Below are 13,001 nucleotides of genomic sequence, written 5' to 3' on the forward strand. Positions count from 1 at the left end.
TCAAAAAAGATTATAGGTTAAGTTGCAGGATATTCCTTTGAAGGTGGGTCTCCAAAAGTACCACCATTTAACGCGTCTATACTTTCAATATCCGAACTACCTTCTACCTCGAGACTACTAGATTTTTGCAATGTTGCTGGTTTTGCCATTGTAGGAGCAAAAAACACCGTAGATAAATCTTTTTTATCTTGCTTTTTTACATTATTAGAATAAGCTCCAAAATAAACACGTAAACCATTTACAGTAATTCCTTTTTTAGTTCCTTCTTCTTTTACATAAGCAATATAATTTTCTAATTCTTCTAAAGAAAACCAGCTAGAGATAGCGTCTTCTTTTTTAGGATTTCCAGACTCTTTTTTAACTATTCTATTTAAATCTTTAGAACGGGTTTTAACAAATTGTTGATTCAATTCTTTAGCTTCTAAAGGTGTAATAAGTCCTTTTGGTAAATTTGTTTTCATAAGTTAATTAGCTTTGTTATAAAATGTTTGATAAAAGTACAATTTTAAAAAGTTTTATAACTGAATAATAAAAAACTTCCTTAATTATCATGAAAATAAAACTTATAGGCTTGTTTATTGGTTTTTAAAAAAATTAAATAAGGGGAAATTTCCCCTTTAAAAATTAGGGTATTTCCCTTTAAATATAGAAATCACAATTACTACTTTTGGTATAACAAACCTACTTAAAAAAGTATAATTGTTTGAAAAAAATAAATGGAACACGTAGAGTTTAGTAAATCAAAATCAGTAATAATAGGCTTCATAATTCTACTTGTAATTTGCTTAAACTTTATATTATTATACAATGTTGAATCAAATACAGAATCTCGTAGAGTATTTGAAAAAAGTATTAAAATAAAATAGTTAAGAATATAATTGTCCCTAAATACCCACACAAACGTTTTCTTTGATTAAAATCAAAGGATATTAAAATCATTTTTTGGGCTGGTTTTAAAGGTTGCTTTCGAGCAACCTTTTTTTGTAATAAAATTCACTTATTCCTATTGAAAAATTATCTTTGCATTTTAAAACAAGTTAAAAATGAAGAACGTTAGAGTACGATTTGCTCCTAGTCCAACAGGACCTTTGCATATTGGTGGTGTAAGAACTGCACTTTTTAATTACTTATTTGCCAAAAAACATGGAGGCATTTTTATATTAAGAATTGAAGATACAGACCAAACAAGATATGTTGCAAATGCTGAAAAATATATTATTGATGCTTTAAATTGGTGTAATATCCCTTTTGATGAAGGACCTGATAAAAATGAGAAATTTGGACCTTATCGACAGTCAGAAAGAAAGGATTTATATAAACAATATGCTGATAAATTAATTTTAAAAGGGAAAGCATATTATTGTTTTGATACTGCTGAAGAACTTAATTTTCATAGAAAAGACCATGAAGAAAAAGGGAAAATATTTATCTATAATTGGCATAATAGAGTAAAACTAACGAATTCAATTTCATTATCTAAAGAAGAAATTGAACAACGTATTGCAAACGGAGATAAATATGTGGTTCGTTTTAAAATGCACGATCCTACAAAAGGGGAACACGGAATTATTTCAACAACCGATATAATTCGTGGTCATGTATCTTTTAAAACAGAACTATTAGACGATAAAATTTTGTTTAAAAGCGATGGTATGCCAACCTATCATTTAGCAAATATTGTAGATGATCATTTAATGGAAATTAGTCATGTAATTCGTGGTGAAGAATGGTTACCTTCTCTCCCACTTCATATCGCTTTATATGAAGCTTTTGGTTGGAAAATTCCAGAATTTGCTCATTTACCATTAATTTTAAAACCTATTGGAAAAGGTAAATTAAGTAAACGTGATGGTGATAAATTAGGTTTCCCTGTATTTCCTTTAGCTTATACAAATACCGAAACGGGTGATGTTTCACGTGGTTATAAAGAAGACGGCTATTTTGCAGATTCTTTTATAAATATGTTAGCCTTATTAGGTTGGAATCCTGGTACAGAACAAGAAATTTTTACGCTTGAAGAATTATGTAACACATTTAGTTTAGAGCGTGTTAGTAAAAGTGGAGCAAAATTTAGTCCAGATAAAACTAAGTGGTTCAATCAGCAATATATGATGTTAAAATCTGACACAGAATTAGCAGAAATTTTTACTTCAATATTGGTAGAAAAAGGTATTTCTTCTGGAATGAATTACACTAAAAAAGTAGTTTCATTAATTAAAGAACGTGCCACATTTGTATCTGATTTTTGGAAATTAAGTAATTTCTTTTTTGAAACTCCAATTGAATATGATGCAAAAGCATCAAAGAAAAACTGGAAAGAAGGTACAACTGAATTAATGAAAGAGCTTATTTCAATACTGGAAACTATTGAAGAATTTACTTCTACAACTTTAGAAACCAGTGTTAAAGAATGGATTACTTCAAAAGAAATTAGTTTTGGAAAAGTAATGCAGCCTTTCAGATTAAGTTTAGTAGGCGCCATGAAAGGCCCACATTTATTTGATATTGCTGAAATGATTGGTAAAGAAGAAACTATTCTAAGAATTAATAACGCTATTACAAAAATATAACAATTGTAACATTTTCATCTTTTATACTACACATAACTAAAGATTATATCGATTTCTTAGTGAAATCATTGTACCTTTAAAACATTAATTAACCTTATAAAAAATATAAAATGATTGGAACGTATGCTATTATTTTTATCGTTGTTGTACTTGTAGGATCGGGTTTATTTACTGTAAAACAACAAACAGTTGCAGTGATTGAACGCTTTGGGAGATTTCAAAGTACAAGAAATCCAGGTTTACAACTTAAAATACCTTTAATTGACAAAATATCTGGGCGTGTAAGTTTAAGAATTCAACAATTAGATGTAATTGTTGAAACTAAAACAAAAGATGATGTATTTGTACATCTTAAAATTTCAGTACAATTTTTAGTACAAAAAAATCATGTATATGATGCTTTTTACAAACTTCAAAATCCGCATGAACAAATAACAGCCTTTATTTTTGATGTGGTACGTGCCGAAGTTCCAAAAATGATATTGGATGATGTTTTTGAGAAAAAAGATGAAGTAGCATTAGCTATTCAACGCGATTTAAAAGAGGCTATGCTTAATTATGGATATGATATTATTAAAGCATTGGTAACAGATATTGATCCTGATGAAAATGTAAAAATTGCCATGAACCGTATTAACGCTGCAGAGCGTGAAAAAGTTGCTGCACAGCACGAAGGTGATGCACAACGTATTTTAATTGTTGAACGAGCAAAAGCTGAAGCAGAGAGTAAACGCCTTCAAGGTAAAGGTATTGCAGATCAACGTAGAGAAATTGCACGTGGTTTAGAAGAGAGTATGGTTGTACTAAACAGAGCGGGTATTAATAGTCAAGAAGCATCTGCGTTAATTGTAATTACTCAACATTATGACACGTTACAAAGTATTGGTTCAGATACAAAATCAAACTTAATTCTACTTCCAAATAATCCAAATGCGGCCAGTTCAATGTTAAATGATATGGTTACAAGTTTGATTGCCGCTAATAAAATACAAGAATCTTCTCTCGAAGAAATTCCTAAAAAAACTAAAAAATAATGATTTTATCAACTACAAATACTTTAGAAACACACCAAATAAAAGAATATATAGGTATTGTTTCAGGTGAAACAATTATTGGAGCTAACATTTTTAAAGATATTTTTGCAGGAATTAGAGATATTATTGGTGGAAGATCTAGTTCTTATGAAAAAGTTCTTAGAGAAGCTAAAAGTATTGCTTTAAAAGAAATGGAAGAACAGGCTCAAAGGTTAGGTGCAAGCGCTATTATAGGTATTGACTTAGATTATGAAACAGTTGGTGCAAAAGGAGCTATGTTAATGGTTACAGCTTCTGGAACTGCAATAAAATTTTGAAATATTATCCTAAACTTGTTTCAATATTTTATAAAAAATTAGAATAACTAAGGTACAGATGTTGAATCAAGTTCAACATGACGAAACTTAAACCAAAAAAACCTGTACAAATTGTACAGGTTTTTTTTATATAAGTAGTATCTCTTATTTTTTATCGTCTATCTTTTTATCGTCTTTTTTATCGTCTTTTTTATCATCATCATCATCTTGAGAAGCTTTTTTAAACTCTTTAATTCCACCACCAAGGCCTTTCATTAATTCTGGTATTTTCTTCCCACCAAATAATAATAATACCAAAGCAACAATTACTGCTATTTGCCAAGGACCAACCATTCCTAAAAATATGTATAATGCATTCATGTTTTAAAATTTTAAGTTACAAAGATAGTAATAAATTCAAAATTAATTTTTATTTTTAATAGTACCTCCAATTATTTTTTTAGTTTTTAAAACTTCAGGAGTTCCTTTATAAAAAATTGTACCACCAAAACGTACTTTAGCATCTAACACTTCACTAATTTTAACTTCTACTCTAGCACCTGAAGCTGCAGTTACAATTGCTTGTTTACTTTGTAAATCAAACGCCTCATAAATACCTCCTGTAGTTGCTTCAATTGTTTGATTTTGAGTAGCTCCTGTTAAAGAAATAGCTCCTCCTGAAACCGATTTTACTACTAAATATTTTGTATCAATTGGAATGTTAATAAAAGCTCCTTCCTGTACTTTAACTTCTAAATGTTGTTGTTTAAGTACTTCTTCTGAAGTAATTTGAGCTCCTTCATTAGCATCTAATATATTAATTACGCTATTGTAATACAATTTTATAGTGACATCTTCTGAAGCAAAACCTTCAGGAAATTTTAAACGGATTTTTAATATTCCGTTGGAATTTTTCACAGAAACATCATCAGCTTTTTTACCTGATATTTCAATTTTAGATGTTGAAGATCGCTGGATTTTAACTGTTAAACCATTAAAGACTTTTAACGTATTAAAATCTCCTAAATTTTTTGTAATTGGTTCTTGTGCAAATACTATTGAACAAATTAATGTGAGTAATAATGCTAGTTTTTTCATTTTTAAAATCTATTTTCTTAGTATAACTACCAAAATAAACAATAATTGTGCCTTTTGAAGTTAATTATTTATTAATCTTATCTAGTAGTGTAAAATCTAAATGTTTACGCTCTAAATCCGTGTTTTTTACTTTTATTAATACGTGTTCTCCTAATTGGTACATATTTTTTGTTGATTGCCCAACCAAAGCGTATTGTTTTTCATCATAAATATAATAATCATCTTTTATTTCACGAATTCTACACATTCCTTCACATTTATTCTCAATAATTTCAACATAAATTCCCCACTCTGTTACGCCAGAAATTACACCTTCAAACTCTTGATCTTTATGATTTGCCATATATTTCACTTGCATATATTTTATAGAATCACGCTCAGCTCTTGAAGCTAAATATTCCATTTCTGAAGCGTGTTTACATTTTTCTTCATAAATTTCAGCTTTTGGAGATTTCCCACCAGCTAAATAATGTTGTAACAATCTGTGAGTCATTACATCAGGATATCTTCTAATTGGTGATGTAAAGTGGCTATAATAATCAAAAGCTAAACCATAATGACCAATATTTTGAGTGGTATATTCAGCTTTACTCATAGAGCGAACTGCTAAAGTTTCAATCATATTAGCTTCACCTGTTCCGTGTACATCTTTTAACAATTGATTTAAAGTACTTGATGTTGTTTTTTTATCTTTTGTATCAATTTTATTTTTGTATCCAAATTTACTAACAATAGTTTGAAGTGCTTCTAATTTATCTAAATTTGGTTCGTCATGAACACGATAAATAAAGGTGTTTTTACTTGGTACGCCTTTACTTTTACCAATAAATTCAGCTACTTTACGGTTTGCTAACAACATAAATTCTTCAATTAGTTTATTAGCATCTTTAGATTCCTTAAAGAACACACCAATCGGTTCCGATTTTTCATTTAAATTAAACTTTACTTCTACTCTATCAAAAGTAATAGCCCCTTGTTGTAAACGTTTTTTTCGAAGTTTTTTTGCAAGTGTATCAAGTATTAAAATTGCTGAAACTATTTTAGGTTCAACAGTATATTCTTCTCCAGTAATTGATATTTCTGAAGGAATTTTATTTGATTTCGTTTCAATAATTTCCTGTGCTTCTTCATACGCAAATCTTTTATCTGAATAGGTGATAGTTCTTCCAAACCATTCATTTACAATTTGTGCTTTACCATTCACTTCAAAAACTGCTGAAAACGTTAACTTTTCTTCATTTGGTCTAAGAGAACAAACACCATTTGATAATACTTCTGGAAGCATTGGTACTACTCTATCAACCAAATAAACAGATGTTGCACGACTATAAGCTTCATCTTCTAAAATGGTGTTTTCTTGTACATAATATGAAACATCAGCAATATGAATTCCAATTTCATAATTTCCATTTTCTAATACTTCAAAAGACAATGCATCATCAAAATCTTTAGCATCTTTTGGATCAATTGTAAACGTAGTATCTTTTCGCATATCTCTACGTTTTGCAATTTCATTTTTTGAAATTTCTAATGGAATTTTAGCTGCTTCAGCTTCTACATTTTCTGGAAATTTGTAAGGTAAACCATATTCTAAAAGAATGGAATGAATTTCAGTATCGTGATCACCTGGCATTCCTAAAATTTCTTTTATTTTTCCAAACGGATTTTTAGAATTAGCTGGCCAATCTGTAATTTCAACTAATACTTTTACACCATCTTTAGCTCCTTGTAATTTTTTTTGAGGAATGAAAATATCAGCATACATTTTTGAATCATCAGGTACAACAAAACCAAAATTTCTATTTAATTGTAAAACGCCAACAAATTCGGTTTTAAAACGTTTTATAATTTCAACAACATCACCTTCTTGTTTTTTACTATTTCTACGGTTATACACATAAATTTTAACTGTGTCCTTATCTAATGCTTTATTTAAATTCCGAGCAGGAATGTAAATATCATGTTCTAAATCGTCACAAATAAAATAGCCGTTTCCATTAGTAGTAGCATCAATTGTCCCAATATAATATTTATCCATTGGAAGTATTTTAAACTTTCCTCGTTCTACTTCTTCTACTTTTTGTTGTGATTTTAATGCTTCTAATTTTTGAATAATTTGATTTTTTGTATTAGCATCCGTAAAATCTAATTTTGAAGCAATTTGCTTATAATTAAAACTTTGACTTGGGGATTGATTTAATAGTTGTAAAATTTTTCTAGTTAAATCTTTAATAATATTTCCTTTTTTTTTATAAATTTTTCTTTTCGACATTCATTTTTATTTAATTATTAACAAAATTACGAATAATTACACTTGATATTAGTTAATAATAAGTTATATAAATTACAATTTGTATTTTGTGCTGATTTTAATAGTTTCTGTATGCAAAATAAATGGTTTATTATTGTAAATCCTGCTTCTGGAAATGGTGCAGCTAAAAAAAAATGGCTAAAGATTTATAATGAATTAACGAATCAAAATTTTGATTTTAAATTTTTGTTCACAGAATATGAAAAACATTCAATAAAATTAATTCAAAATGCTATAAAACAAGGTTTTACAAAGTTTATTTGTGTTGGTGGTGATGGTACTTTACATCATATAGTTAACGGAATTTTAAGTTTAAATCCTATAAATATTACAAAAATAAAACTAGGAATAATTGCTATTGGAACTGGTAATGATTGGATAAAAACCTACCACATTCCTAAAAATTATAAAAAAGCAATTCAATTAATTAAAAATGAATACATTATTCAACAAGATATTGGTAAACTACTAATTACAACTACCAATAAAACAGTATATTTTAATAATTTAGCTGGTATTGGATTTGACGGTTATGTTGTTAATAACGTAAATAAGTATAAAAAATTAGGTAGGTTGGCTTATTTAGTAGGTGCTTTAGTAAGTTTAACTAATTTTAAAAAACCTAAATTAGAAATTAAATTTAATAATAAATTATTAAAAGGTAAATTTTTATTACTATTAATTGGTTTGTGTAACTATTCTGGAGGGGGAATGCAGTTAACTAAAAATGTAAATCCGGCTGATGGTTTATTTGATATTTCTTACATTCAAAAAATAAGTTTATTTACCATTTTAACTAATATTTTAGGTTTATTTAACGGTACTATTACCAATCATAAATTAGTGAGTACAGAAAAAACTACGTGTTTATATATTAAGGTTTTAAGTAATGAAAAAACATACATTCAAGCTGATGGTGAATTAATTGGATTCGGTAATTTCAAAGTAGAATTACTACCAAAAGCTCTTAATTTTATTGTTTCTACTAAAAGTAGTTAAAATTTTATTAATAAAAGTGTAACAACTATTAATATTAATAGTCTTTTTAACATACAACACTATTATAATGAAACGGTTATATAAAATTATATTTTTGTTTTTTGTTATTTTTTTTATAGGAATTTACTTCACTATAAAGAGTATTAACAATTCTTTTATTTCTCAAGAAAATATAGAAACTGTTACTACAAGTCCTAAAATTTTAAAACTCTCAATTAAAATTTAATTATAAAGGTTATTAACAACTATATATATAATAAAAAGTTTTATTAAAAATTTTAAAAAGAAATGGTTGTTATGATAGTGTGTTAATAGATACAATAAAAAACTACTCTTAAATTTTTATGTATCACTTATTAATAGATATTAACAACCTATTATTTATTTAAAAGCTTAAAAATCAATAAAATTATATGGTTATAAACATTTTATAAAATATGTTCATTAACCAATTTTTGTTAATAAGTTTAATATTTCATAATGTTTATAATAGGTCTATAATTGGTTAACAACTTCTTTTAAAAAATCAATAAAAAAATTTGGTAATTAAAAAGCTATTCTTGTATTATGAAATATATATAACACTACAAAAAATAGTTTTCTTTTTTAAGTCATTTTTTATACACAATGTTACTTTTATGTAAAGTAATTGTAAATCAACCATTTAAAAATTACTATTAACATTTGTATTTTTAGTTGTTAATAACTGTGAATTTGTATTTTTGTACTTTATAATTAACTAAAATTTTATTTATGACAATTGCAATTGGTAATGATCACGCAGGAACAGCATATAAATTCGAAATTATTAAATTATTAAAAAGTAAAGGTATTGAAATTTTAAATTTTGGAACCGATACTAATGATAGTATGGACTATCCTGATGCTATTCATCCGGTTGCAAATGCTGTAGAAAATAATAAAGCCGAATTAGGAATTATTATTTGCGGAAGTGGTAACGGAGCTCAAATAACTGCAAATAAACATCAAGGAATTAGAGCAGCACTTTGTTGGAATAATGAACTAGTTGAATTAGCTCGTTTACATAACAATGCAAATGTTTTAAGTATTCCAGCAAGGTTTGTTTCGCTACAACAAGCATTAGGTTTTGTGGAGATATTTTTAAATACATCTTTTGAAGGTGGACGTCATCAAACACGTGTAAATAAAATACCAACTAACTGTTGTTAATTTATTAAAATAATAAGTAATGAGCCATCGTAATCATTCCCATTCTACATTAACAGGAAAAAAATTATTATTTTCAATAATTTTAAATTTAATAATTACACTGGCTCAACTTATTGGCGGATTTATTTCAGGAAGTTTAGCTTTAATCTCCGACGCAGTTCATAATTTTTCTGATGTAATTTCATTAATTATAAGTTATGTAGCTAATATATTAGCTCGTAAAAAGAAACAAACACCACAACACACTTTTGGGTATAAAAGAGCTGAAATTATTGCTGCATTTATAAATGCATCCTCATTAGTAGTTATTGCAGTAGTTTTAGGAATTGAAGCTTTTAAACGTTTTAATAGTCCACAAGAAATTAATAGTAATCTAGTTATTTGGTTAGCAGTTTTAGGTATTGCGGTAAATGGTTTTAGTGTGTTGTTATTAAAAAAAGATGCAAATCATAACCTAAATATGAAAGCAGCTTATTTGCATTTATTAACAGATATGCTTACATCTGTAGCGGTGTTAATAGGTGGTTTATTAATGAAATACTACCAAATTTATTGGGTTGATGCATTATTAACATTACTAATATCAGTATATTTAATTTATATAAGTTGGAGTATTTTAGTAAGTTCTTTAAAAATTTTAATGTTATTTGCTCCAGAACATATAAAAATTTCAGCTGTTGAAAATGAAATTATAAAAATAAAAGAAGTTAGAAATATTCATCACGTTCATATTTGGCAATTAAATGATCACGATTGTCATTTTGAAGCACACATTGAATTTAGAAAAAATGTACAATTATCTGATTTTGATTTAGTTTGTGAAAAAATTGAAAATATTTTAGCTGAAAATTTTCATATTTTCCATAGTACACTTCAACCAGAATTTAAGAGAGATGATAGTAAAGAAATTATAAAACAAGATTAATAATGTTGCAAGTTATTACTAAATCATTTTCTGAATTAACTACCAATGAATTGTATGCAATACTTCAATTACGTTCAGAAGTTTTTGTGGTAGAACAAGATTGTGTATATCAAGATGTAGATGGTAAAGATCAAAAAGCATTACACGTAATTGGTGTTAAAAATAATAAAATTATTGCGTATACACGTATTTTTAAACCAGGAGATTATTTTACAAAAGCAAGTATTGGTAGAGTAGTTGTTGCAAAAAAAGAACGTGAATTTGGTTATGGTCATGTAATTATAAAACATTCTATAAAAGCAATAAAAAAGTATTTTAATGAAACTTCTATAAAAATTTCTGCTCAAACTTATTTAAAGAAATTTTACGAATCTCACGGATTTTTAAAAATAGGTGAGGAGTATTTAGAAGATGGAATTCCTCATATTGGAATGCTTAAAAATCAATAAAAATGTCTAATACCAATATTAAAATAAAAAATATCAAAAACTTATCGAATGATTGGTACATATTAGATAAAGTGAATTTCGATTTTAAAACGAAAAACGGTCAGTGGCAAAATCAGAATAGAGAAAGTTATAATAGAGGAGATGGCGCAGCAATTTTAGTATATAATTCGATAAAAAAAACAGTTATTTTAACTAAACAATTTAGAATGCCAACCTATTTAAATGGTAATTCTAACGGAATGTTAATTGAAGTTTGTGCTGGTTTATTAGATAAAAACGATCCTTTAACTTGTATTATAAATGAAGTTAAAGAAGAAATTGGTTATAAAATTAATAATGCTACAAAAATTTTAGAACTTTATTCTTCACCAGGTGCAGTTACCGAACGAATACATTATTTTATTGTTGAAGTTAATGACACTATGAAAATAAGTGAAGGTGGTGGTTTAGTTTCAGAATCAGAAGAAATAGAAGTATTAGAGATTAGCTTTAAAAAAGCATTAATTATGATTTCAAAAGGTGAAATACAAGATGCTAAAACAGTGATACTTTTGCAATATGCTCAAATAAATAAGTTGCTGTAAAAAATTATCATTCCTGCCTTGGTAGGAATGATATCCAAGCTATTAAAAGTAAAAAAACTATCTAAAAACGTATTATTCCGTAACCTTAATAACTCTATCTACAGTATCTAATTTAGATAAGGTTAAGCGCACAATACTATCTTTTTTTGCTACCAAATCGTGTGGAACACTTGCATCTAACGATACCAAATCACCTTTCACTAAATTATAGATTGTACCATTTACACCAAAATCAATAATTCCTTCAAAAATTTCAACAGTAATAGGAAACGAAGTTTTATGTTCTTTCATGAACTGGTTTTTTTTAAACACAATTCTAATTTCTTTGGTAGTTTCTGTTTCAAAAAGCACAGATATTGATGGTTTAGAATCGTTGTAAGCTATATTTTCTAATAATGATGATTTTTTCATAAAAATGGTTGATAGAATTATAAATAAACATCAAATATACTCAATACTTTTTTATATTTTAGCAACAAACTATTTTAACTAATTTTATTAAAATTATGGTAGACGATAAAGAAAAAGCAGCAAAATTAAAAGCATTACAACTCACATTAGATAAATTAGATAAATCATACGGGAAAGGTACAGTAATGAAAATGGGTGATATTGCTATAGAAGATATAGATGCAATTTCAACAGGTTCATTAGGTTTAGATTTAGCTTTAGGAGTTGGTGGTTATCCGCGCGGAAGAGTTATTGAAATATACGGACCAGAATCTTCAGGTAAAACAACCCTAACATTACATGCTATTGCTGAAGCTCAAAAAGCTGGAGGTATCGCTGCTTTTATTGATGCTGAACACGCCTTTGATCGCTATTATGCTCAAAATTTAGGAGTAGATATTGATAATTTAATTATTTCTCAACCAGATTACGGAGAACAAGCATTAGAAATTGCCGATAATTTAATTAGCTCAGGAGCTATTGATATTATTGTAATTGACTCTGTTGCAGCATTAACACCAAAAAGTGAAATTGAAGGTGAAATGGGTGATTCTAAAATGGGATTACACGCACGTTTAATGTCTCAAGCACTTCGTAAATTAACAGGTACTATTCATAAAACAAAATGTACTGTAATTTTCATTAACCAATTACGTGAAAAAATTGGTGTCATGTTTGGAAATCCAGAAACAACAACGGGAGGTAATGCTTTAAAGTTTTATGCATCAGTTCGTTTAGATATTAGAAGAAGAACCCAATTAAAAGACGGAGATAGAGTGATAGGAAATATGACGAAGGTTAAAGTTGTAAAAAATAAAGTAGCACCGCCATTTAGAATTGCTGAATTTGATATTATGTACGGAAAAGGAATTTCTAAAACAGGTGAAATATTAGATTTAGGCGTTGAATTTGGAATTATTAAAAAAAGTGGTTCATGGTTTAGTTATGGAGAAACTAAATTAGGACAAGGAAGAGATGCTGTAAAAGCATTAATACAAGACAATCCAGATTTAGCTGAAGAATTAGAAACTAAAATTAAAGAAGCTATTAATTCAGCAGAATAATTAAAAAATTAAATAAAAACCGTCATTGTG

Annotated in this window: 14 protein-coding genes; 9 read left to right on the forward strand and 5 right to left on the reverse strand. The window is 27.5% G+C overall.

Features of this window, described 5'->3' with window-relative positions; translation table 11 throughout:
- Window positions 1-17: 17 nt before the first annotated feature.
- A complete protein-coding gene (locus QM495_RS01385; protein WP_408670314.1) occupies window positions 18-461 on the reverse strand; it encodes a hypothetical protein in 444 nt (147 codons plus the stop codon).
- A gap of 582 nt (window positions 462-1,043) precedes the next feature.
- Between QM495_RS01385 and gltX the strand changes: the two genes are divergently transcribed.
- From gltX to QM495_RS01400, 3 genes are all read left to right on the forward strand, one after another.
- On the forward strand, window positions 1,044-2,570 hold the full coding sequence (gene gltX, locus QM495_RS01390) for a glutamate--tRNA ligase (RefSeq protein ID WP_408670315.1): 1,527 nt from the start codon (window positions 1,044-1,046) through the stop codon (window positions 2,568-2,570).
- A gap of 110 nt (window positions 2,571-2,680) precedes the next feature.
- Entirely contained in the window at window positions 2,681-3,604 is a 924-nt protein-coding gene (locus tag QM495_RS01395) for an SPFH domain-containing protein (RefSeq protein ID WP_408670316.1), read from the forward strand.
- Window positions 3,604-3,921: a heavy metal-binding domain-containing protein gene (locus tag QM495_RS01400; protein ID WP_408670317.1), complete on the forward strand. Its 318-nt coding sequence runs from the start codon at window positions 3,604-3,606 to the stop codon at window positions 3,919-3,921. Before QM495_RS01395 ends, QM495_RS01400 begins: the two co-directional genes overlap by 1 nt.
- A 144-nt stretch (window positions 3,922-4,065) precedes the next feature.
- On the opposite strand, the gene QM495_RS01405 is transcribed toward QM495_RS01400, so the two are convergent.
- From QM495_RS01405 to rnr, 3 genes are all read right to left on the reverse strand, one after another.
- On the reverse strand, window positions 4,066-4,281 hold the full coding sequence (locus tag QM495_RS01405; RefSeq protein WP_408670318.1) for a twin-arginine translocase TatA/TatE family subunit: 216 nt from the start codon (window positions 4,279-4,281) through the stop codon (window positions 4,066-4,068).
- Between the two features lie 42 nt (window positions 4,282-4,323).
- A complete protein-coding gene (locus QM495_RS01410) occupies window positions 4,324-4,998 on the reverse strand; it encodes a head GIN domain-containing protein (RefSeq protein WP_408670319.1) in 675 nt (224 codons plus the stop codon).
- 64 nt (window positions 4,999-5,062) lie between these two features.
- Window positions 5,063-7,270, reverse strand: coding sequence for a ribonuclease R (gene rnr, locus QM495_RS01415; RefSeq protein WP_408670320.1), 2,208 nt, complete (start codon window positions 7,268-7,270; stop codon window positions 5,063-5,065).
- A gap of 111 nt (window positions 7,271-7,381) precedes the next feature.
- Between rnr and QM495_RS01420 the strand changes: the two genes are divergently transcribed.
- The 5 genes from QM495_RS01420 to QM495_RS01440 all read left to right on the forward strand — a co-directional run bounded on the left by QM495_RS01420 (window position 7,382) and on the right by QM495_RS01440 (window position 11,457).
- Window positions 7,382-8,308: a diacylglycerol/lipid kinase family protein gene (locus QM495_RS01420; protein WP_408670321.1), complete on the forward strand. Its 927-nt coding sequence runs from the start codon at window positions 7,382-7,384 to the stop codon at window positions 8,306-8,308.
- Between the two features lie 753 nt (window positions 8,309-9,061).
- Window positions 9,062-9,499: a ribose 5-phosphate isomerase B gene (rpiB, locus tag QM495_RS01425; RefSeq protein ID WP_408670322.1), complete on the forward strand. Its 438-nt coding sequence runs from the start codon at window positions 9,062-9,064 to the stop codon at window positions 9,497-9,499.
- Window positions 9,500-9,518: 19 nt separating this feature from the next.
- Window positions 9,519-10,424, forward strand: a complete 906-nt coding sequence (locus tag QM495_RS01430) for a cation diffusion facilitator family transporter (protein ID WP_408670323.1) — start codon at window positions 9,519-9,521, stop codon at window positions 10,422-10,424.
- 2 nt (window positions 10,425-10,426) lie between these two features.
- Complete coding sequence (locus QM495_RS01435; protein ID WP_408670324.1) at window positions 10,427-10,873, forward strand: GNAT family N-acetyltransferase; 447 nt, start codon at window positions 10,427-10,429, stop codon at window positions 10,871-10,873.
- Window positions 10,874-10,875: 2 nt separating this feature from the next.
- Complete coding sequence (locus QM495_RS01440; RefSeq protein WP_408670325.1) at window positions 10,876-11,457, forward strand: NUDIX domain-containing protein; 582 nt, start codon at window positions 10,876-10,878, stop codon at window positions 11,455-11,457.
- 72 nt (window positions 11,458-11,529) lie between these two features.
- Here the strand turns inward: QM495_RS01440 and QM495_RS01445 are convergent, their stop codons facing one another.
- The gene (locus QM495_RS01445) at window positions 11,530-11,868 is read right to left on the reverse strand and encodes a cupin (protein WP_408670326.1); all 339 of its coding nucleotides are present in this window, start codon (window positions 11,866-11,868) and stop codon (window positions 11,530-11,532) included.
- Window positions 11,869-11,963: 95 nt separating this feature from the next.
- Between QM495_RS01445 and recA the strand changes: the two genes are divergently transcribed.
- Window positions 11,964-12,971, forward strand: a complete 1,008-nt coding sequence (gene recA / locus QM495_RS01450) for a recombinase RecA (protein ID WP_408670327.1) — start codon at window positions 11,964-11,966, stop codon at window positions 12,969-12,971.
- The last annotated feature ends 30 nt before the right edge of the window (window positions 12,972-13,001 follow it).

The sequence above is a fragment of the Lutibacter sp. genome (assembly GCF_046055765.1).
Lineage (GTDB): Bacteria > Bacteroidota > Bacteroidia > Flavobacteriales > Flavobacteriaceae > Lutibacter.

Coding starts and splice junctions, on each gene's coding strand:
- QM495_RS01385 (WP_408670314.1), bottom strand. CDS start 461: ATGAAAACAAATTTACCAAAAGGACTTATTACACCTTTAGAAGCTAAA.
- gltX (WP_408670315.1), top strand. CDS start 1,044: ATGAAGAACGTTAGAGTACGATTTGCTCCTAGTCCAACAGGACCTTTG.
- QM495_RS01395 (WP_408670316.1), top strand. CDS start 2,681: ATGATTGGAACGTATGCTATTATTTTTATCGTTGTTGTACTTGTAGGA.
- QM495_RS01400 (WP_408670317.1), top strand. CDS start 3,604: ATGATTTTATCAACTACAAATACTTTAGAAACACACCAAATAAAAGAA.
- QM495_RS01405 (WP_408670318.1), bottom strand. CDS start 4,281: ATGAATGCATTATACATATTTTTAGGAATGGTTGGTCCTTGGCAAATA.
- QM495_RS01410 (WP_408670319.1), bottom strand. CDS start 4,998: ATGAAAAAACTAGCATTATTACTCACATTAATTTGTTCAATAGTATTT.
- rnr (WP_408670320.1), bottom strand. CDS start 7,270: ATGTCGAAAAGAAAAATTTATAAAAAAAAAGGAAATATTATTAAAGAT.
- QM495_RS01420 (WP_408670321.1), top strand. CDS start 7,382: ATGCAAAATAAATGGTTTATTATTGTAAATCCTGCTTCTGGAAATGGT.
- rpiB (WP_408670322.1), top strand. CDS start 9,062: ATGACAATTGCAATTGGTAATGATCACGCAGGAACAGCATATAAATTC.
- QM495_RS01430 (WP_408670323.1), top strand. CDS start 9,519: ATGAGCCATCGTAATCATTCCCATTCTACATTAACAGGAAAAAAATTA.
- QM495_RS01435 (WP_408670324.1), top strand. CDS start 10,427: ATGTTGCAAGTTATTACTAAATCATTTTCTGAATTAACTACCAATGAA.
- QM495_RS01440 (WP_408670325.1), top strand. CDS start 10,876: ATGTCTAATACCAATATTAAAATAAAAAATATCAAAAACTTATCGAAT.
- QM495_RS01445 (WP_408670326.1), bottom strand. CDS start 11,868: ATGAAAAAATCATCATTATTAGAAAATATAGCTTACAACGATTCTAAA.
- recA (WP_408670327.1), top strand. CDS start 11,964: ATGGTAGACGATAAAGAAAAAGCAGCAAAATTAAAAGCATTACAACTC.